This window comes from Candidatus Sodalis endolongispinus, from assembly GCF_018777395.1.
Taxonomy (GTDB): Bacteria; Pseudomonadota; Gammaproteobacteria; order Enterobacterales; family Enterobacteriaceae; genus Sodalis_B; species Sodalis_B endolongispinus.
Genome location: NZ_JAFJYC010000002.1, coordinates 93584 through 111193 on the forward strand (window position 1 = coordinate 93584; position 17610 = coordinate 111193).

Consider the following 17610-nt stretch of genomic DNA (forward strand, 5'->3'; position numbering starts at 1 on the left):
GGTCGGGCGTTAATCGCGCCAGTAGCGTCGCGACCAACGCCGCGCCTGGGCGCTGTGGCGCCAGGGAATCACCAGATACTCCAACGCCAGCACCATCAGGAAGATCACTACCCCCAGCAGCGCCAGAAAGGCAATAGCGGCAAAAGTACCGGCGGTGTTCAACCGCGTGTTGGCCTGAAGCAAATAGGCCCCCAGTCCGCCGCTGGTAGAGGCCGTCCATTCGCCGATAGCGCCGGTAACGCTGAAGGTGGCGGACAGCTTCTGGGCGGAAAACAGCGGCGTATAAGTGGCCGGCAGTTTGACATGGCGAAAAACACCGAGCCGGCTGCCGCCCATGGCGCGCACCAGATTCAGACTATCTCTGTCGACGGAACCGAGCCCGTCCAGCACATTGACCACGACCGGGAAAAACACCACCAGCGCGACGATAACCAGCTTGGGCGCCAGGCCGAAACCCAGCCAAATCGTCAGCGACGCCGAGATGGCGATGATGGGCACGGCCTGGCTGGCAATCAGCATCGGATATAACACGCTGCGTACCCACGGCACGGCGTCCATGACGACCGCAAAGCTAAAACCAGCGCCGGCGCCCAGTGCGAAACCTAATAGAAAAGTGAGGAAGGTTTGCCGGAACCCTTCCAGCAACACCGGCAGATCCGCCAGAATATGCGCCCAGGTTAGCGCCGGCGAGGGGAGAACATACGGCGGGATGTCCCACCAACGAACCGCCGCGGCCCAGAAAGCGATGACCAGCAGCAGGGCAATGAGCGGGCCGCCTACCGCTAATAACCCCTTAGGCAGGATTTTCATGCGTTGCGGACTCCGTGGTCGCGTCGTGATAAATCATGGAGAGTATTTGCCCCTTCAGCGCGATAAAGCGCGGGTCGGTCAGCGTGACGACGGAACGCGGTCGCGGCACGGGCACCGGCAATTGGGCGCCAATACGGCACGGCCGCGGCGTCATGACCACCACCCGATCCGCCAGCATGATGGCTTCGTCGATATCATGGGTGGATAAACACCACCGTTCGGCGTTGCTCTGATCACACCTGCAAAAACCACTGCTGCATAGCGAGGCGGGTTTGTGCATCCAGCGCGCCAAACGGTTCATCCAGCAGCATGATATCGTGCTCCATCGCCAGCGTACGCATCAACGCCACCAGCTGGCGCATGCCGCCAGACAGCGCGGCGGGGTAGTGGTTGATAAACTCCCCCAGGCCGTAACGCCTGGCCAGCGCGACACCCTGCGCGCGCTGTGCCCGACTGGCGCCGCCGTTGACCGTGGCACTCGGCACAATGTTGTCGATGACCGTCTTCCAAGGCAGTAGCAGATCCTTTTGCAGCATATAGCCAACGTGACCGCTGTTGCCGGTCACGTCGCGACCGTCAATGAGAACCTGGCCGATGTCGGGGGCCAATATGCCCGAAATGACATTAAACAGCGTACTTTTACCGCAGCCGGAGGGGCCGACGAGACAAATAAATTCACCTTGCTGCACTTCCAGGTCCGTTGGTGCCAGGGCGGTTAGCGTGCCGAAACGGCGACTAATCTGGCGTAAGGCTAATTTCACGGCGGACATCAACAGCCTCTTTTAGTGAAGCGCCGGCAATAGCAGCCCGGCGCCGGATACATTTTGGCGCGGCGGTGGCCGTCGCGCCCCGTACCACAGGTTACCGCGCCGGCGGCAAATAAGTAGCATAACGTCAATTTTGTTACTGGCATAGCTCCGCCATTCGTCTCGCTTGCCCGATGCATTAGCGGCTTAAGAGAGGCGTAGGCTGCCCGGGGCGGCCATTGCACTCGCGCTACGTTAACTCATAATAGCGCAGCTCGTTTCCTTTGCTATTGCCTGGTATAGCGGGCCGTTGGCGTTCATCCGGCGCCGTATTTGTCATCGGATTGCCATTCTAACAGAACCAGGCACGTCGCCAGAGGTTAACCCCGCAAGGGGCCGCACAATGAGAGGTGCCGTGCCGGCTGCCCGCGCGGTATAATCAGTAATCGTTTCACCCAATGCCGAAGTCATCTTTAAGGTGATTGCCTGTTTTGTCCTGGCCGAGCCAAATGTCACGCGCATTTTCCTTGGTCCGGCCATTTCGTCGCAATCGTTGCCTCAGCACCCGCAGGAGAAAAAATGTCCAGTGTTTATCCCGTTTCACGCCCACGCCGTTTGCGCCGTACCCCTGCTTTGCGCGCTCTGTTCCAGGAAACCGAGGTGCAACTCAGCGATTTGGTGCTGCCTATCTTCGTCGAGGAGGGGGTCAGCGATTATGTGCCGGTGTCCGCGATGCCTGGCGTGGTCAGGATACCTGAAGCGCGCCTGGCTTTTGAAATTGAGCGCTATGCCAAAGCCGGCATTCAATCCGTCATGACCTTCGGCATTTCCCATCATTTGGATGATATCGGCAGCGATACCTGGCAAGAGAACGGTTTAGTCGCACGGATGGCGCGCATTTGTAAAGATACGGCACCGGAAATGATTGTCATGTCCGACACCTGCTTTTGCGAATATACCACCCACGGTCATTGTGGCGTGGTGCACGATAACGGGGTCGACAATGACGCTACGCTTGTGAACTTGGGGCGTCAGGCGGTGGCGGCGGCGCGCGGCGGCGCGGATTTTATCGCCCCGTCGGCGGCGATGGACGGGCAGGTGCAGGCGATACGCGCCGCGTTGGACGGTGCCGGCTTCATCGACACCGCCGTCATGGCGTATTCCACCAAGTTTGCCTCGGCCTTTTATGGTCCGTTTCGCGAAGCGGGGGGCACTGTCCTGAAAGGCAACCGCAATACCTATCAAATGAACCCGATGAACCGCCGCGAAGCGATACGCGAGTCGCTGTTGGATGAGCAGGAAGGAGCCGATGTGTTGATGGTGAAACCGGCCGGCGCCTTTTTGGACACCATCCGCGATATCCGCGAGGCGACCCATTTACCGCTGGCGGCATATCAGGTGAGCGGCGAATACGCGATGATCAAATTTGCCGCCGCCGCCGGCGCCATTGACGAACGCCAAATCGTGCGCGAAACCCTGGGCGCTATCAAGCGCGCCGGCGCAGATATTATTCTCAGCTATTTCGGCCTGGATATTGCCGAACAGGGTTTTTGATTCATCAATGCCCGGCGCGGTAACGCTTTACGGCGCCGCGTCGTCTGGTTTGCCTTCGACCGCAGCATGCGCTTCGACGGCATCAAGCGAGAAAAAAAGCGCTCCATTTCTTGCTCAATGGACAAACTCTGCTTAAATAAAGCTGTGTTGGCGGCAATGACGCAGCAATCAATAATTACGAGTCACATCCGGTTACGCCCGCCTCCCGGCGCGTTGCAACCCCTTTGGCGTATTCTTTGTTTTCACCAGGCGAAAAGCATCGTTCACTTCATCATGTCAGAGGATGATTATGAGTAAGACGCTTTTGGCAGTCGGCTGCCTGGCCGGCGTTTTCTGCTGTTATTCGGCGCGCGCTGCCGAAGCTACTGGTACGATTAACGCAACGCTCACCCTGACCAACGGTTGCTTAATCAATGGCGACCCTGCCACCACCAATGCCAATTTCGGCAATCTGGATTTCGGCACGCATGCCGCAACCTTCGATACCCTTGAGGCCACCATGAGCGTTGACATCGGCGACGGTATCCGCGTGCGTTGCTCGGATGGCGCCGCATCCTATATTGTGCAGATCACCGGCAGCAGCAATCCTGCGCCCTCCCCTCCAATACCCCGTATGGTACCGTGACCGCCAACGCCCATTACATGACGTTGACCACCGACCCGACGCAGGCGGTGGCCTATACCTTGTACGATGACGCCGGGTTTACCTCCGCTATCGCCAACGGTACTAACCTGACCGCCGCGTCTACCTCTGATCCGGTTAACGGCGAAATCTATCCGATTTATGGCCGCATCACCGGGGGAGGCAACAGTACCAGCATTCCAGCCGGGACCTATGCAGATGTTATCAATGTGCAGGTCACCTACTAAATTTTGCGCCAGAGTAAGTGGCGAGAGCGCATTAACAGGGTATTGACATTCCGATGGGGTTTGTGGCCGCTGCTGGTAGGCATAGTGACGTTGCGGGCAGCGGAATTGCCTAACCAGAGCTTTCAGGTCGCGGCGACGGTAGTCGCCGGTTGCCTGATAAACGGCGGCCCCACCATTGGCAAACTGGATTTCGGCAGCCAGGCCGGCAGTGACAGACGGCTATTTACCGCGAGCATGGTGCAGAATACGGCGTTTTCACTGGCCTGTTCGCCAGGTACCACGCTGAGTATGCGTATCGATGGCGGTAGCCATTATACCCGCCAGCGTAACTTACAGCGTGTCGGCGGCACGGAGCTTATTGGTTACCGGCTTTACACCGATGCCGGTTTGACCCCCGCCAACGCCATACCGGTGGGGCAGGATGTGTCGCTCTCCTACAGCGACGCCAATCATATTGTGCTGCCTGTCTATGGCGCGCTGCAATTGTCGGGTATGTCGGCGTCGGGGACCTATACCGATACGCTGACGGTGACGCTGTCATGGTAATGTGCGCCGTGCGCCGACTGGGCGGCGGCGAGGGAGTCGGTGGCAGTTAAGGAGCAGTGAATAATGACAGGAGCAGGTAGAACTCGCGCTTTGAGGCGTCTGGGATTGTGGCTGGCGGTTGCCAGCCTGCAGGTCGGCGGCGCGGCGCGGGCGGGAAACGCGGTCCTTATCTGGCCGGTGGATCCGGTGATTACCGCCGCACAGAAAGCCTCGGAATTATGGGTGGAGAACCGCGGTACCAGCACAACGCTCATTCAGGTCAGGGTGTTCGGCTGGCAACAGCGCAATGGCACCGACGGCTATCAAAACCAACAGCGGGTTATCGCCAGTCCCCCCATGCTGCGTCTCGAACCGGGGCAAAAACAGGTAGTGCGTCTGCTTAAGCAGCCGCCGCCGGCCGCCGGCGAAGAGCTAGCTTACCGGATATTGCTCGATGAAATTCCGACGCCGCATCTAGACTCACAGGATAAAACCCACAGCGTCAACTTCCAAATGCGCTATTCGCTGCCGCTGTTCGTTTACGGTGAACGGGCCGCGCCCGACGCCGGCGAACCGTTGCTCAGCTGGCGGGTGGTCGAAGAAGGCGGCGGGGTGTTTCTCGAGTTCAGTAACCACGGCTCGGTGCACGCACGGCTCATCCAGGCCCAGTTTGACCATCATCGTTTAAGCGAGGGACTCTTGGGCTATGTGCTGCCCCACGCCAGCTACCGCTGGCCGCTCGAGGGGACCCTGGCCCGCGGCCAGCAGTTGGAGTTCCGGCTGGATAATCGCGATCGCCTTTGGCGTAGCGGCGCGCAGCAAGCGCAGTGAAGATGCGTGGCTGCCGGCACAGGCGTTTTCCCACCAGCACCCGGCGCCGCGCTATCCCGCCAGAACCAGCACCGGTACCGTGCTTAATTACGATGTCTACACCGCCCGTTTTTACAATGGTGCGCTGCGCACCTCCGCCTGGAATGAATGGCGCATGTTCGGCGATTACGGTTATTTCAGCCATGACGGCGTGCTGCAACGCAGCCTGAGCGGCACCAACAGTACCCGTAACGGGTATATCCGCTACGACACCGCCTGGTCCAATGAGAAAGAAGATGACGCCTTAAGCTGGACCATTGGGGATCTGATTACCGGCTCGGTCTCCTGGAGCAGCAGCGTCCGGGTCGGCGGAGTGAAAATAGCTCGGGATTTTGCCCTGCAACCGTACCTGGTGACCTACCCGCTACCGTCATTTAGCGGCTCGGCGGTGGTGCCGACTACCGTCGATATGTTCGTTAACGGCTTTAAAACCAATAGCGAGTCGGTGCAACCCGGTCCTTGGTCGCTAAACAATCTGCCCTTCGTCAACGGTGCCGGCGATGCGGTCATTGTCACCACCGACGCGCTCGGACGACAGGTGGTGACCACGCTGCCGTTTTATGTGTCCAGCACCATGATGGACGCGGGGCTAGCGGATTTCTCCGTTTCCGCCGGCGCGCTGCGCAAAGGCTACGGCACATCAAGCGCCGATTACGGCGAGGTGGTCGCCAGCGGCAGCTATCGTCGGGGGATAACCGATTGGCTCACGCTGGAAACCCAGGCGGAAGGCTCGGACAGCCTGGCGCTGGGGGGTGTCGGCAGCCAGCTGCGTCTTGGCGCGTTGTGGGTGGTGAATACTCCTGGAGCCATAGCCTGTGGCAGGGGCAGCAGGGGGATCAGTACGGCTTCGGCTATCGCTATAACAATCGCATGTTCAGCATCGGTACGCAGCATATCCTGCGTAGCGCCCGGTTTGGCAATCTGGCGATTTACGATAACGGCGATAACCCCCTGTTGCGCGATACGCGCTGGAGTCTGAGTCGCCGCAGTGAACAATATAATGCCACCCTGTCGCTGGCGCGCTACGGCAGGCTGGGCGCGGCCTATGTAGCGATTCACAGCGCCCAGGGCGAGCGGACGCAGTTGTGGAACCTGTCGTGGAGCAAATCGTTATGGGGTGATGCCAGCCTGTTTGTTGCCGGCAGCTACACGCCACTGCAGGCGGGGTGGAGCGGGGCAGTCGCCCTCATCGTGCCGTTTGGCGCGCTGTCAAACGCCAGCGCTGGGGTGGAGCGGTCCCCTGGTGGCGGCATGGCGCAGCGGCTCACCCTATCCAGCGCCATGCCGTCCGATGGTGGCATCAGTTGGGATCTCGCCTATGCCCACCAACGGCGCGCCGCGGATTATCGTCAAGGCATGATCGGCTGGCGCAATCCGCTGATGGAAATTGATGGCGGCATTTACGGTTACGGCTGAGAAAACAACGTCTGGAACGATCTTAGCGGCGCGCTGGTACTGATGGATGGGCAATGGTTGGCCGCTAATCAATTAAATAATAGCTTCGCGCTGGTGAAAACCGGTTATCCCAATGTGGAAGTCAGTTATGAAAATCAGTTGGCGGGCGTCACCAACGCCCAAGGCTATCTGTTGATTCCAGGCGTTAGCGCCTATTATCCGGCGAAGTACGCGATCAACCCCCTCGATTTGCCGCCGGAAATCACCGCCGCCCGGGTAGAACAGCGGCTGACCATCCGCCGGCAGAGCGGCTATACCGTCAATTTTGGCGTGCAGAAGCTTCGCGCAGCCCTGGTTATCCTGCACGACGACCAGGGCCAGCCGCTGCCCGTCGCCACGCAATTGACCCGGCCGTGCCAACCGACCGAGGTTGTCTGCTGGGACGGCCAGGCCTGGCTGGATAATCTTGGCGACGAAAACCTCATCACGGCACAAACGCCGGATGGACGTCGCTGCCAGGCGCGACTGACGCTGCCCGGCGGTGTGGTGTATGCGCTGAAAACCTACGGGCCGGTGCGATGCCCGTTGAATGAACCTGCGTCAGGAGCGCCCCATGACTAGACCCCGCCTGCGACGTTGGCTTCTGCTGCCGTTATTCATCTGGGGCGCTGCCCGCGCCGCCTGTTCGCTGCCCGCCAGCAGCGCCAACCTCGGCAGCGTGACGTCGTTTGTGCTTAACAATCAGCCCAGCACCGCTAGCGGCGAAGTCCATGTCAACTGCGGTGCCGGCAGCGTCGCGTCGCTGCTTTCTTCCAACTACATCCGACTGCAACTGACCGGCGCCAGACAGGTGTCCGGGGGCCGGACGGTGCTGCAAAACGGCAGCGACGGCGTGCCGGTACAGCTTTGTACCTCGGCGAATTGCGCAACCGAACTGAGCGTGGGCGGCAGTGGCGTCACTTATGGCTCACGTGAGTTGATTAATCTGGTGGGCATCATGGGCAATCTTAACTTCACCCTGCGGCTGTATCTGCGCACGTTGCCGGGCGTCACGGTCAGGGCGGGCACCTACAGCGGAACCTTGAACGTGCTGACGCAATATAATATCTGCACCAGCATCGGCGTCGGCGGCATGTGTTTGCCCGCCGGCATGAAGTCCGGCGCGGTGGTGGTGCCGATGAGCGTAACGCTGGTCGTCACCAACGACTGTATCGCCATCACCGCGCCGAACCTCAATTTTGGCAGCGCGCCACTGGTCGCCAGTTTTAACGATGTCACTCAAAGCATCAGCGCCACCTGTACCAAAGGCAGCAGCTACTCGGTAGGCTTTAGCAACGGCGCTCATGCCATAGGCAATGTGCGCAACATGGCCAATGGCAGCCTACGGCTGAGTTATGAAATCTACCAGGCCAACGGCAGCCTGCGCTGGGGCAGCAGCGGCGTTGAGCGCGTGGCCAGCGCCGCCGCCATCAGCGTGACCAGCGATGGGTTGACACGGGTGTTCAATTACGTGGCGAAAATCGTCAAAACACAAAATACCCCGCCGCCGGGGGTGTATACCGATAGCGTGGTCATCGACTTGGCTTTTTGACAGGCGAGGGTGCGTTAACACCCGAAAATTACGGGTTTACAGAAATTGAAAAATCTCATTTTATAACGCTAAAACAAGCCATTGCTGGCCTAGGCAGCCGAAGCCGGCGGCGCGACTTGCGTCAATGTCCCGTCCCGCGCCGGTGAACGCCTTGCCCTGCGCGCCGCGCATGTTCTAAGCTTAATGGTTTCGCTTCCGATAGGGATTGTTATGCCCGATTTCGTTTACCTCTCCCTGTGCGCCATCCCGTTTGTCACCTGTATGTTGCTCTATCCGCTGGTGCGTAAACCCTTCGCCGCCGAAATGGCCGATGAGGGCAAATTCGTCATCATCGATGGCCTGCGCAACGCCGGCTACATCGCCAGTTTCAACGAGCTGGTGCCGCGTATTCTCACGCAGTTGTGGTCGTTTGGCGTCACGGTTTTTTATGATTACCGGCTATCTGTTCTGGCGTAAGGCGCTGGCGCACGGTGTGGGAGAGGCGGTGGTATTTTACCGTCGGCGCGTCTTCCGCTTGTTACCGATGTACCTTATCGCGGTGACGGGGGTGTATTTTCTCTCCTCCGCTATCGGTTTTACCGCAAACATGAACGCGGGCTACCTGCTGCGCTCGCTGGCGTTCTGGCTGTCGTTTGGCTTTATCAGCGGCATGACGCTCACCGATGGCAAACCCGGCTGGCTTATCTTGTGCGGCGTTTTCTGGACGCTGGCCATTGAGATGAAGTTTTATCTGCTGTTTCCGCTGTTGGCGATGTTCGCCCGGCAACGCCTGTGCGGACTGGTCGCGCTCGGGGCGATTGTCATCCTGTTGCTATTGCTGCATTGGGCGCAGGCAATCTCGGCGGTGCAGTACAGTATTCTGTTCGCCTTCGTGGGCGGCATGTTGACCGCCACATTACACACCTGCCCGGGTTTTCACGCCGAGACGGCGGCGCTGCTTAAAAAGCCGGTCTTGAAACAGGGGCTCTCGGCGGTGGCGCTGGCGAGCGTCGGCCTGAGTTTCTATCTGTTTGACTTTGCCTACACGGGCCTGTCGGTATTGCTGATTGCGGTGTTTTTCCTCATCACCGCCAGTGGCAATGACCTGTTTGGCCTATTACGCAGCCCGTCGCTGCGTTTCGCCGGGGTCATAAGCTACAGCAGCTATTTGCTGCACGGACTGATGTTAACCATCAGCTTCCGCTGGCTTTATCCCCATTGGGGGCCTTTTGTCGCGTTGATTGCGGCCTGGGTAGCGGTTTTCATCGTTAGCGCCCTGACGTTCGTTAACATTGAGGCGCCATTTATGCAGTTAGCACACGGCCGGTCCCACGCGTGCTCCAGCCGTAACCGGGAGGCGGTGGCGCTGAGCGCCGCCGGCGGGATCAGCGGCCGTGGCACCAATAGGCCATCAGGCTAAGGGTTTCCCGCTGCAGGCCGCAGGTGTGAATCAAGTAGCGGCGAATCGCTTTCACCCCGGAGGATTCGCAGGCAATACAACCGTAGAATGCGGAGTGCGCCGGCGCGGCGCTTTCCCACATTTGCTCAAGCTCCGGTCGCAGAACGGACTGAGCCGCTTCATCCTGGCTGCGTGGCGCATCATCGGAGATCACCAGCCGGGATTGCAGCGCCGTCAACAACGCCTGGCCATAGGGCTGCTGGGGTAGACTCTCACGCGCTAGCCAATGGATTTTGGCGAAGGTATAACTATCGAGATGCTGTACATCGGCGCGGAGCGGCACTTCAAAAAAAGCCTGCACCTGCGGCGGCGTTGCCAGCGAAGACAAAGACTCAAGAATGCCCAGCGCCGCCGGCGTCGCGGTTTCATCCGCCACCAGCAACACCTGCCGTACTCCGTCCGGGGGCAACCATTCAAACCCGCCGCCATGGCCGCCGAAGGCGGCATTGGGCGCAATAAGTTGCAAACGATCGCCGGCGCGAGCGTGGTTGAACCAACGCGAAGCCGGGCCGTTATCGCCGTGCCGCACAAAGTCGATATCCAGCTCACCCTGAGCGGGCCGCACATTACGCAGGGTGTAGGTACGTAGCGGCGGGCAGCGCCAGCCAGGCGGGATACCATTCGCCGTTATCCACCAAACAGGGCGGCTCGCCGCTGGCCAGCGTCAATACCACTTTGATGCGCTGATCGGGTGCGTGGCGGGTCATGTTTGCGACGTCTGCGCCGTAAAACACACAGCATTGCAGTGACGGGGTGATGGCAACGCTTTCTTTTAGCGTCACGTCAAAAATCTTATATCTGGATGGCCCTGATGACACAGTCGCTCCTCACATTCGCCTGACATGTACTCCTGTCGATTGCGCGCAACTGTATCATCACTTAAAGATAATAGGAATAATTCTCGATTTCATTCAGCACGAAAGCCCGCGCACTGATGGCCGACGACCGCACGGTGTGACAGGGGGCGACGTACCCGCCTCGCCAGCGCTGAGGTTAAGCGTCGTTAGCGCACTCGTCTGGTCAGCGCTGAGGTTAAGTGTCGTTAGCGCACTCGTCTGGTCAGCGCTGAGGTTAAGCGTCGTTAACGCACGAGTCTGTTCAAAGCTGACGCTAAGCGTATTTTTAGCTTTGTTTAGCGAAAAATTTAATTTCACACCCCTAAACACCCGAACTAAGGTACCAGTGAATCCCTGTCGCCGCGGCTTGCAGCCGGCGTCGGCGGCAGGATGATCCCGGCCCCGGCAGGGCTGCGATCCGGGCCAGGCGGCGCTGTCAAAGACGCCGGTTATGACATGCGTGCCCGCGCTCAGGCGCGCGCTAGGACACCGTTGTACATAAGGAGCACCATGGCGATTATTCCACTCGACACCCCAAAAAAACCGCTGGTCGACCGCGTCGCATCGAACCCGGACGCCTCGTTTACGCCCTGGCGCTTTGGGCGCTGCCGGTGTTGTTAATTCTTATCTGCAGGCAGCGGCACAGGCCGGCTGGTTGTCCAGCCGAATCTTGCCGGCTCCGGTGGCTATCGCCAAAACCTTTTGGCGGTTGACCGCAAGCGGTGAGTTGGCGGCTAACCTGGCCATCAGCAGCGCCCGCGCCTTTACCGGATTCGCCATCGGCGGCGGTATCGGGCTGGTGCTGGGGTTCATTACCGGTCTGTCGCGCACCGGCGAGCGGTTATTGGATACCTCGGTACAGATGCTGCGCAACGTCCCCCATCTGGCGCTGATCCCGCTGGTCATCTTGTGGTTTGGCATCGATGAAACCGCCAAAATATTCCTGGTGGCGCTCGGTACGCTGTTTCCCTTGTCCCTTAATACTTACCACGGTATCCGCAATATTGACCGCGGTCTGCTGGAAATGGCACGCAGCTATGGGCTGTCCGGCTTCTCTTTGTTCCGTCAGGTCATTTTGCCCGGTGCGCTGCCGTCGATTATGGTGGGGATACGCTTTTCCCTGGGGCTGATGTGGCTGACGCTTATCGTGGCGGAAACGATTTCCGCCAGTTCAGGTATTGGCTATCTGGCGATGAACGCCCGGGAATTTTTGCAGACCGATGTGGTGGTGGTGGCGATCATTTTGTATGCCATGCTGGGTAAGCTGGCGGATGTCTGCACCCTGTTACTGGAGCGCGTCTGGCTGCGCTGGCACCCGGCCTATCAGCATAAGGAGACAGCGGTATGACCTTCGCGACAAGAGTGACCGACGCTACCCCCTTGCAAATTAACCAGCTGGAAAAGCATTACGGCCCGCGCCAGGTGCTTGAGCAGATAAGTCTCGCCATTCCCGCCGGTCAATTTGTGTCGGTCGTGGGCCGCAGCGGCTGCGGCAAAAGCACGCTGCTGCGCCTGCTGGCAGGATTGGAACAGCCCGATGGCGGCATGCTAAAGGCTGGCAATGCCAGCCTCGGTGCGGTGCGGGATTCGACCAGGTTGATGTTTCAGGATGCGCGGCTGCTGCCCTGGAAAACGGTGCGCGATAACGTAGGGCTCGGGCTTAAGGGCGACTGGCTCCGGGAAGCTGACGAGACGCTGGCGGCGGTCGGGTTGGAGCACCGCGCATCCGAGTGGCCGGCCGCGCTGTCCGGGGGCTAAAAACAGCGGGTGGCGCTGGCACGGGCATTAATTCACCGGCCGTCGCTGCTGTTGCTTGATGAGCCCTTAGGCGCGCTGGATGCGCTTACGCGTATCGAGATGCAGGCGTTAATTGAATCGCTCTGGCGCCAGCACGGGTTTACCGTCCTGTTAGTGACCCATGACGTCAGCGAGGCGGTGGCGTTGGCGGATCGCGTGGTGTTAATCGAAGAAGGGCGCATTGCGCTGTATGTAGGGGTCGACGCCCCGCGTCCGCGGCGGCGCGGCAACGTCCGGTTGGCGGAGCTGGAGGCGGAAGTCCTCGAGCCGATTCTGCACCCCGCCGGCCAGCCGCCCGCGGTGCGTTACGCCCAGAGTGTGTAAAGGTAAGGGTTAACGAGATGGTGAATATGCGGGAGCGCCGCGTTACGCCCTGGGCGTCTTGAAGTGAGGGTTAACGCGATGGTAAATATGCGGGGGCGCCGCGTCGCGCCCAGGACGTGTAAAGGCGATGCCGTCCTGGGAGGCGGTCGGCCGACGCTATTTGGCATTGACCGGTAGCGTGACGGGACGGTGCCGACCCAGATGCCAGGCCGCCAGACTGGCCGCCAGCGACAGCGCCACCAGCGCGTAAGTAAAGCTGCCGGTCGCGGTGCGAATCGTGCCAATTAGCCAGGTACCGGCAAAGACCCCCAGGTTATTTAATGCGTTGATTTGGCCTATCGCCACGGCCGCGCTATGGGCCGGCAACTGCTCGGTGGCCATGGCCCAAAACGGCCCTTTGATCATTGAGGCGGCGATGATCGCCACGCACAATACCGCGATGGTAGGACCAAGAGTGGACACCCACATGGTGCCGGCCAGCCCGGCGGCGCCCAACAGCAGCGGCAGGCAGGTATGCCAGGTCCGTTCACGATGTTTATCCGAATGGGCGCCCCACTAATACATCGCGACGCTTGCGATGGCGAACGGAATGGCATTGAGCAGGCCGATTTGCATGGTGGACATATGGAAACTCTTGATCATTTGCGGCTGCCACAGCGACAGGCCGTTGGTCACCGCGGTACCCCCCATATACACCAGCGTCAACAGCAACACCTGCTTATTAAATAGCTGACGCCATAGCGGCACCTGGGGGACATCCGCCACCGCCGCCGCGTCGGGCTCGGTCAATTCGCGCGTCAGCCAGTCGCGCTGCGCCGCCGTCAGCCAGCGAGCGGATGGTACATCGTGCGGCAAAATCAGCAGCGCCAGCAGGCCGAGTGCCACCGCCGGTAGGCCTTCGATAATAAACAGCCAGTGCCAGCCACGCAGGTTCAGGATGCCATCGGTTAACAGTAAGGCGGCGGAAACCCGGCGAGCCGAGCACGCTGCTCAGCGGCAGCGCCATCATCAGGATAGCCACCATCCGCCCGCGCACGGTCTTAGGGAACCACAGCGTAAAAAAGTAAGTGACGCCGGGAAAGAAACCCGCTTCGGCGATCCCTAATAAAAAGCGCAGGACGTAAAACGACCATGGCCCCTGCACCAGCGCCATCCCGCTGGAAATCACGCCCCAGACCACCATCACCAGCGATAACCAGCGGCGGGCGCCCACTTTGACCATCATCACGTTGCAAGGCACGGAGAAAAAGCAGTAGGCGACAAAAAATAGCCCGGCACCCAGGCCGAAAGCCGCCGCGGACAGACCGATATCGTCGTTCATTTGCAGGGCGGCGAAGCCCACATTGACGCGATCCAGCGACGCCAGAAAATAACCCAGGGTCAACGAGGGCATTAGCCTTAGCGCGACTTTTCGCAAGGTAGCGGTTTCAAGCTCGGTCACATTTTCCATCGTCATGGTTTCCGTTAGCGGGGCGGCTTACGCCGGGAATGTCCATCAGCCAGCGCGCGATCAGCGCGGCAATAGCGTGGTTGTTAAGCTCCATCATCAGCATGTGGGAATTCCTCGCCATGCCCTCCCGGGGGAGATCCAGAATATCCACCCGCGCGCCGCGGGCGAAAAGTCGGTCGAAATAAGCGTCGGTACGTGCCCGTATCTGTGGCCAGCGGGCGTCGCAGTGCACGTTATCGCCATACACCAGCAGCAGCGTGATATCGGCGAGCGCCGCCAGAGCCTCCTCGCCGCCGCCCTGGGCCGGTTCGATGGCGACAATGGCCTTGACATTGTTAGGCCGGCGGGCGGCGGCGCGCAGCGCGAACACGGCGCCCTGGGAATGGGCGATGATTATCTGCGGACCCACCCGGTCCAGTAGCCGGCAATAGGCGGCCAGGATCAGATCGTCGGTGGTGGCCCAGCGCGGTACCACTTGGCACATAAAGTGCTCGAATGCGTTGAGCGGGAATTAGCAATGGGGATAGGCGGCGGCCTGCAGGGCGTCCGGTGTAGCGCGCGCAACGCGGGCACCGATGCGGAACTGGCAGAAACTGTCCTCGGCGGTGCGTAAAATTGCCGGCGAAGCGAAATGCGGATCGCGCGGTGCCAAGCCGGCCCGCCCGCGCTCCACACGGCGTCGACGTTATACACCGGCCAGCCGTGGCGCAGAAAGTAGTGCAGCCAGCCTTCGCGGCCGTCCGGGGTGCTCTCCCACATCGCGCCGGTGAGCGAGCCGCCATGCCAAAAGCTCAGCGGCAGGTTATGCGCCGCCGCGGCCGGGAGAAAATATTGCACCCAGGTCTGACCCACGCTGGTGGTGCCGTTAGGGTCGATACTCACCGGCACGCCGTCGGGCGCCAGCACATAGTCGCTGACCGGGTCGCCGGCGACGGTTTGCGGCGACCCGCCAAGATAAAATGATCCCATTTCCCGCAGGAAATAGCCGTCCTATAAGGTCATAATGTCCTTCATATCATCCATTGAGCGTATGCCAGCCGGCGGCAATCGTGCGGCGGGCGGCGAGAAGAGCGGGCAGGTGTGACATTGTCACTTTTTCCGGCAGGCGGTCGGTCGGACCGCCCAACGTCAACGAGGCAAACACCTCGCCGCCGGCGTTGAACAGGGGGACGCTCAAACCGGTGACATGCTCCAGGCGTTCGCCGCGCGACAGCCACCAGCCTTGGCGGCGAAGGGTGTCCAGGGCGTCAAGCAGGCGCCGTTGACTGCTGGATCAAGCGCTCACGCTGCGCCTGCGGCAGGAAAGCCAGTATGACCTTGCCACGCGAACCCAGCGACAGCGGCGTGCGCTCGCCGCTGCGGATGGCAATAATCACATCGCGGGCGCTCTCGGCCACTTGGACGCACAGCGCTTGTTCATTATCCAGTACGGTAAACCAGGCGGTTTCGCCGCTGATGTCCGCCAACGCACGCAGTTCGCGGGCAATAATATCGTCCAAGCGCAGGCGTGAGCGGAAAATCTGGCCGTATTCCCAGAAACGGGCTCCCGGTTCATAACGCTTGCTTTGCGGACACTGTTGCAAAAAACCGCCGTCGCGGAAGGCCGCCAGCGCCCGCTGCACCACGGAGGGGGAAAGCCCGCTGTACTGGCTCAGTTCGCGTACGCCCCAGACCGGCCGCTCAAGACTGAAGGCGTCGAGTATACGCAGCGCATTGCGCAATGATTTCATAACACCCCTCGTGTCCCGCTATCTGGAACAGTGTTTCTGTTAATGCCAATTTTGAGTATGTAACCGCCGTGTTGCGGGGATGTCAATATGAAGTCATTATTTGCTTCCAAATATATGATGCTTGACACATTAGGCCGCGACCGCAGCGGAGGTGACAACACGCGGAGACCGGTGCGACGCAACATGGCATGCGATGCGGGCTAAGGACGCTGGCGGCGGTGCGGGGATCTTTGGCAGACAGTCTGCTGCACACCAAGGTGACTGCCGCAGCAACGCGTCAGGGAGCTTGCCGCGGCACGCAGGGCGGCGCGGGGAGGAGTCTTACCTGCCGCAGCAAATGCAAACATTGGCCACCGCCGGTCAAGATAGCCGTGACGCCCCCGTGGGTCATCCCGCAAGCCGCTTGTAGCCGTCAGACCGTGGCCACGGCGTGCGCACTCGCTAGCGCGGGCCGGGGGCCGCCGTCGGTCACCACGCCGCCGGGCAGGAGGAGAGCCATCGGTAGCGCGGGATGACGGCAGACCGCGGCCACGCCGCCCCCCACCACGGCGTACGCTCTCGCTAGCGCGGGAGCGGGTCAGACGGCGCGGTTGCACCGGCCAGAGTTGGTCTGGTCACCGCACCAGCACGATTTTTCCGCGGGTGGCGCCCTGTTCCAGCAGCGTATGCGCCTGACGCAGGTTGTCCAGCGTGATGCCGTCAAAGCGACGGGTCAGGGTGGTGCGGATCACGCCTTGATCCACCAGCCAGGCGACTCGACGTAGCAGGGCATGCTGGCGTTCCTGCGTCGCGGTGTGATACAGAGAACGGGTAAACATCAGCTCCCAGTGAACGCTGATGGATTTGCTTTTAAACGGGACAATATCAAACTGCTGTGGATCGTCAATCAAGGCCAATTGCCCTTCCGGCGCCAGCACCTCGATAATCTGCGGAATATAGCTTGCGGTGTGGTTTAATCCAATGACATTGCTAACATCGGTGATGCCTTGTTGTGCCAGCTGCGGCGCCCAGGGTTGGCTGTGATCGATGACCGCATGCGCCCCCTGATCCCGTACCCAGCGGCGGGTTTCGTCCCGCGAGGCGGTGGCGACCAAGGTGAGTCCCGTGAGGGCGCGCGCCAGTTGCAACAGTATGGAGCCGACACCGCCGGCGGCGCCAATGACCAACAGGGCGCCCGGCGCGGCGGGATCCCGCTGCTGCACCTTCAACCGGTCGAACAACAACTCCCAGGCGGTAATGGCGGTCAACGGCAGCGCGGCTGCCTCGGCAAAATCCAGCGACGCCGGCATCGGTCCCACCAGCCGTTCATCCACCGCCTGACGTTCGGCATAGCTGCCGGCACGGCGTATATCGCCCGCGTACCAGACCCGATCGCCGACGGCGAAACGGCTGACGCGCGCGCCGGTGCCGAGCACAATTCCGGCCGCGTCCCAACCGGGAACGCGCGCCTCGCCCTTAGGCGGTGTACTGCCGGCGCGCACCTTGACATCGACCGGGTTAACGGCAATCGCTTTCACCTCCACCAGCAAGTCATAATCGCCGAGCGTCGGCTCCGGCAGGTCCAGCTCGACCAGCGCGTCGGGCGCGGTAATCGGTAGCGGTTGATAAAATCCAAAGGCGTGCATAAGGCGTTTTCTCCTGAGGCTGTGGTTCAACCGCCACACCCGTCGGCGC

18 protein-coding genes and 6 pseudogenes are annotated in these 17610 nt (G+C 60.6%); 12 read left to right on the plus strand and 12 right to left on the minus strand.

What is annotated here, in order from left to right; translation table 11 throughout:
• Positions 1 to 9: 9 nt before the first annotated feature.
• The 3 genes from JZM24_RS13610 to JZM24_RS13620 are packed head-to-tail and all read right to left on the minus strand — an operon-like array spanning position 10 to position 1580.
• Positions 10 to 810 (minus strand): ABC transporter permease, encoded by an 801-nt coding sequence (locus JZM24_RS13610; protein ID WP_215670322.1) that lies wholly within the window; start codon positions 808 to 810, stop codon positions 10 to 12.
• Positions 794 to 1090: a hypothetical protein gene (locus JZM24_RS13615; protein WP_215670324.1), complete on the minus strand. Its 297-nt coding sequence runs from the start codon at positions 1088 to 1090 to the stop codon at positions 794 to 796. Before JZM24_RS13615 ends, JZM24_RS13610 begins: the two co-directional genes overlap by 17 nt.
• The gene (locus JZM24_RS13620; protein WP_215670326.1) at positions 1044 to 1580 is read right to left on the minus strand and encodes an ABC transporter ATP-binding protein; all 537 of its coding nucleotides are present in this window, start codon (positions 1578 to 1580) and stop codon (positions 1044 to 1046) included. Before JZM24_RS13620 ends, JZM24_RS13615 begins: the two co-directional genes overlap by 47 nt.
• Before the next feature lie 555 nt (positions 1581 to 2135).
• Here JZM24_RS13620 and hemB point away from each other — a divergent pair.
• The 10 genes and pseudogenes from hemB to JZM24_RS13665 all read left to right on the plus strand — a co-directional run bounded on the left by hemB (position 2136) and on the right by JZM24_RS13665 (position 9760).
• Positions 2136 to 3110: a porphobilinogen synthase gene (hemB, locus tag JZM24_RS13625; protein WP_215670328.1), complete on the plus strand. Its 975-nt coding sequence runs from the start codon at positions 2136 to 2138 to the stop codon at positions 3108 to 3110.
• 289 nt (positions 3111 to 3399) lie between these two features.
• Positions 3400 to 3980 (plus strand): annotated as a pseudogene (locus JZM24_RS19790) (Csu type fimbrial protein).
• Positions 3981 to 4022: 42 nt separating this feature from the next.
• On the plus strand, positions 4023 to 4526 hold the full coding sequence (locus JZM24_RS13635) for a Csu type fimbrial protein (protein ID WP_246580063.1): 504 nt from the start codon (positions 4023 to 4025) through the stop codon (positions 4524 to 4526).
• 90 nt (positions 4527 to 4616) lie between these two features.
• Complete coding sequence (locus tag JZM24_RS13640) at positions 4617 to 5336, plus strand: fimbrial biogenesis chaperone (protein ID WP_376775554.1); 720 nt, start codon at positions 4617 to 4619, stop codon at positions 5334 to 5336.
• Positions 5337 to 5490: 154 nt separating this feature from the next.
• Entirely contained in the window at positions 5491 to 6354 is an 864-nt protein-coding gene (locus tag JZM24_RS18780) for a fimbria/pilus outer membrane usher protein (RefSeq protein ID WP_246580094.1), read from the plus strand.
• Positions 6330 to 6791, plus strand: a complete 462-nt coding sequence (locus JZM24_RS13645) for a hypothetical protein (RefSeq protein WP_215670332.1) — start codon at positions 6330 to 6332, stop codon at positions 6789 to 6791. The genes JZM24_RS18780 and JZM24_RS13645 overlap by 25 nt, the downstream gene beginning before the upstream one ends.
• 42 nt (positions 6792 to 6833) lie before the next feature.
• Positions 6834 to 7391, plus strand: a complete 558-nt coding sequence (locus JZM24_RS13650) for a FimD/PapC C-terminal domain-containing protein (protein ID WP_215670334.1) — start codon at positions 6834 to 6836, stop codon at positions 7389 to 7391.
• Positions 7384 to 8361 carry a Csu type fimbrial protein gene (locus tag JZM24_RS13655; RefSeq protein ID WP_215670336.1) on the plus strand — a complete coding sequence of 326 codons (978 nt, stop codon included), beginning with the start codon at positions 7384 to 7386 and terminating at the stop codon, positions 8359 to 8361. Before JZM24_RS13650 ends, JZM24_RS13655 begins: the two co-directional genes overlap by 8 nt.
• 210 nt (positions 8362 to 8571) lie before the next feature.
• On the plus strand, positions 8572 to 8817 hold the full coding sequence (locus tag JZM24_RS13660) for a hypothetical protein (RefSeq protein WP_215670338.1): 246 nt from the start codon (positions 8572 to 8574) through the stop codon (positions 8815 to 8817).
• A complete protein-coding gene (locus tag JZM24_RS13665; RefSeq protein WP_215670340.1) occupies positions 8789 to 9760 on the plus strand; it encodes an acyltransferase family protein in 972 nt (323 codons plus the stop codon). Before JZM24_RS13660 ends, JZM24_RS13665 begins: the two co-directional genes overlap by 29 nt.
• Here the strand turns inward: JZM24_RS13665 and JZM24_RS19485 are convergent.
• Positions 9726 to 10184 carry a siderophore-interacting protein gene (locus JZM24_RS19485; RefSeq protein ID WP_376775568.1) on the minus strand — a complete coding sequence of 153 codons (459 nt, stop codon included), beginning with the start codon at positions 10182 to 10184 and terminating at the stop codon, positions 9726 to 9728. The two genes, JZM24_RS13665 and JZM24_RS19485, sit on opposite strands and share 35 nt — an antisense overlap.
• Before the next feature lie 114 nt (positions 10185 to 10298).
• Positions 10299 to 10617, minus strand: a pseudogene (locus JZM24_RS18795) (siderophore-interacting protein); the annotation flags it as partial.
• A 581-nt stretch (positions 10618 to 11198) separates the two neighbouring features.
• On the opposite strand from JZM24_RS18795, the pseudogene ssuC reads away from it, so the two are divergent.
• Together ssuC and ssuB are read left to right on the plus strand one after the other, a co-directional pair.
• Positions 11199 to 11983: pseudogene (ssuC, locus tag JZM24_RS13675) on the plus strand (aliphatic sulfonate ABC transporter permease SsuC).
• Positions 11980 to 12756: pseudogene (ssuB, locus tag JZM24_RS13680) on the plus strand (aliphatic sulfonates ABC transporter ATP-binding protein). The pseudogenes ssuC and ssuB overlap by 4 nt, the downstream one beginning before the upstream one ends.
• A 156-nt stretch (positions 12757 to 12912) precedes the next feature.
• Here ssuB and JZM24_RS18800 read toward each other — a convergent pair.
• The 7 genes and pseudogenes from JZM24_RS18800 to JZM24_RS13710 all read right to left on the minus strand — a co-directional run bounded on the left by JZM24_RS18800 (position 12913) and on the right by JZM24_RS13710 (position 17561).
• Positions 12913 to 13251, minus strand: coding sequence for an MFS transporter (locus JZM24_RS18800; protein WP_246580065.1), 339 nt, complete (start codon positions 13249 to 13251; stop codon positions 12913 to 12915).
• Positions 13252 to 13311: 60 nt separating this feature from the next.
• Positions 13312 to 13641, minus strand: a complete 330-nt coding sequence (locus JZM24_RS18805) for a hypothetical protein (protein WP_312885021.1) — start codon at positions 13639 to 13641, stop codon at positions 13312 to 13314.
• 85 nt (positions 13642 to 13726) lie between these two features.
• Positions 13727 to 14212: pseudogene (locus JZM24_RS18810) on the minus strand (MFS transporter); the annotation flags it as partial.
• Entirely contained in the window at positions 14184 to 14690 is a 507-nt protein-coding gene (locus JZM24_RS13690) for an alpha/beta hydrolase family protein (RefSeq protein WP_215670344.1), read from the minus strand. The gene JZM24_RS13690 and the pseudogene JZM24_RS18810, both read right to left, overlap by 29 nt.
• Positions 14648 to 15175 (minus strand): alpha/beta hydrolase family protein, encoded by a 528-nt coding sequence (locus JZM24_RS13695; protein WP_215670345.1) that lies wholly within the window; start codon positions 15173 to 15175, stop codon positions 14648 to 14650. Before JZM24_RS13695 ends, JZM24_RS13690 begins: the two co-directional genes overlap by 43 nt.
• 46 nt (positions 15176 to 15221) lie before the next feature.
• Positions 15222 to 15936 (minus strand): annotated as a pseudogene (locus tag JZM24_RS13705) (IclR family transcriptional regulator).
• Between the two features lie 614 nt (positions 15937 to 16550).
• On the minus strand, positions 16551 to 17561 hold the full coding sequence (locus JZM24_RS13710) for a zinc-binding alcohol dehydrogenase family protein (RefSeq protein WP_215670347.1): 1011 nt from the start codon (positions 17559 to 17561) through the stop codon (positions 16551 to 16553).
• Positions 17562 to 17610 lie beyond the last annotated feature (49 nt).

What these genes read in the sequence shown, in the direction of transcription:
- JZM24_RS13650 (WP_215670334.1), top strand. Translation starts at nt 6,834, where the DNA reads ATGGATGGGCAATGGTTGGCCGCTAATCAATTAAATAATAGCTTCGCG.
- JZM24_RS13690 (WP_215670344.1), bottom strand. Translation starts at nt 14,690, where the DNA reads ATGTGCCAAGTGGTACCGCGCTGGGCCACCACCGACGATCTGATCCTG.
- hemB (WP_215670328.1), top strand. Translation starts at nt 2,136, where the DNA reads ATGTCCAGTGTTTATCCCGTTTCACGCCCACGCCGTTTGCGCCGTACC.
- JZM24_RS13620 (WP_215670326.1), bottom strand. Translation starts at nt 1,580, where the DNA reads ATGTCCGCCGTGAAATTAGCCTTACGCCAGATTAGTCGCCGTTTCGGC.
- JZM24_RS13660 (WP_215670338.1), top strand. Translation starts at nt 8,572, where the DNA reads ATGCCCGATTTCGTTTACCTCTCCCTGTGCGCCATCCCGTTTGTCACC.
- JZM24_RS18780 (WP_246580094.1), top strand. Translation starts at nt 5,491, where the DNA reads ATGTTCGGCGATTACGGTTATTTCAGCCATGACGGCGTGCTGCAACGC.
- JZM24_RS13615 (WP_215670324.1), bottom strand. Translation starts at nt 1,090, where the DNA reads ATGCACAAACCCGCCTCGCTATGCAGCAGTGGTTTTTGCAGGTGTGAT.
- JZM24_RS13695 (WP_215670345.1), bottom strand. Translation starts at nt 15,175, where the DNA reads ATGGGATCATTTTATCTTGGCGGGTCGCCGCAAACCGTCGCCGGCGAC.
- JZM24_RS13655 (WP_215670336.1), top strand. Translation starts at nt 7,384, where the DNA reads ATGACTAGACCCCGCCTGCGACGTTGGCTTCTGCTGCCGTTATTCATC.
- JZM24_RS13665 (WP_215670340.1), top strand. Translation starts at nt 8,789, where the DNA reads ATGATTACCGGCTATCTGTTCTGGCGTAAGGCGCTGGCGCACGGTGTG.
- JZM24_RS13610 (WP_215670322.1), bottom strand. Translation starts at nt 810, where the DNA reads ATGAAAATCCTGCCTAAGGGGTTATTAGCGGTAGGCGGCCCGCTCATT.
- JZM24_RS13710 (WP_215670347.1), bottom strand. Translation starts at nt 17,561, where the DNA reads ATGCACGCCTTTGGATTTTATCAACCGCTACCGATTACCGCGCCCGAC.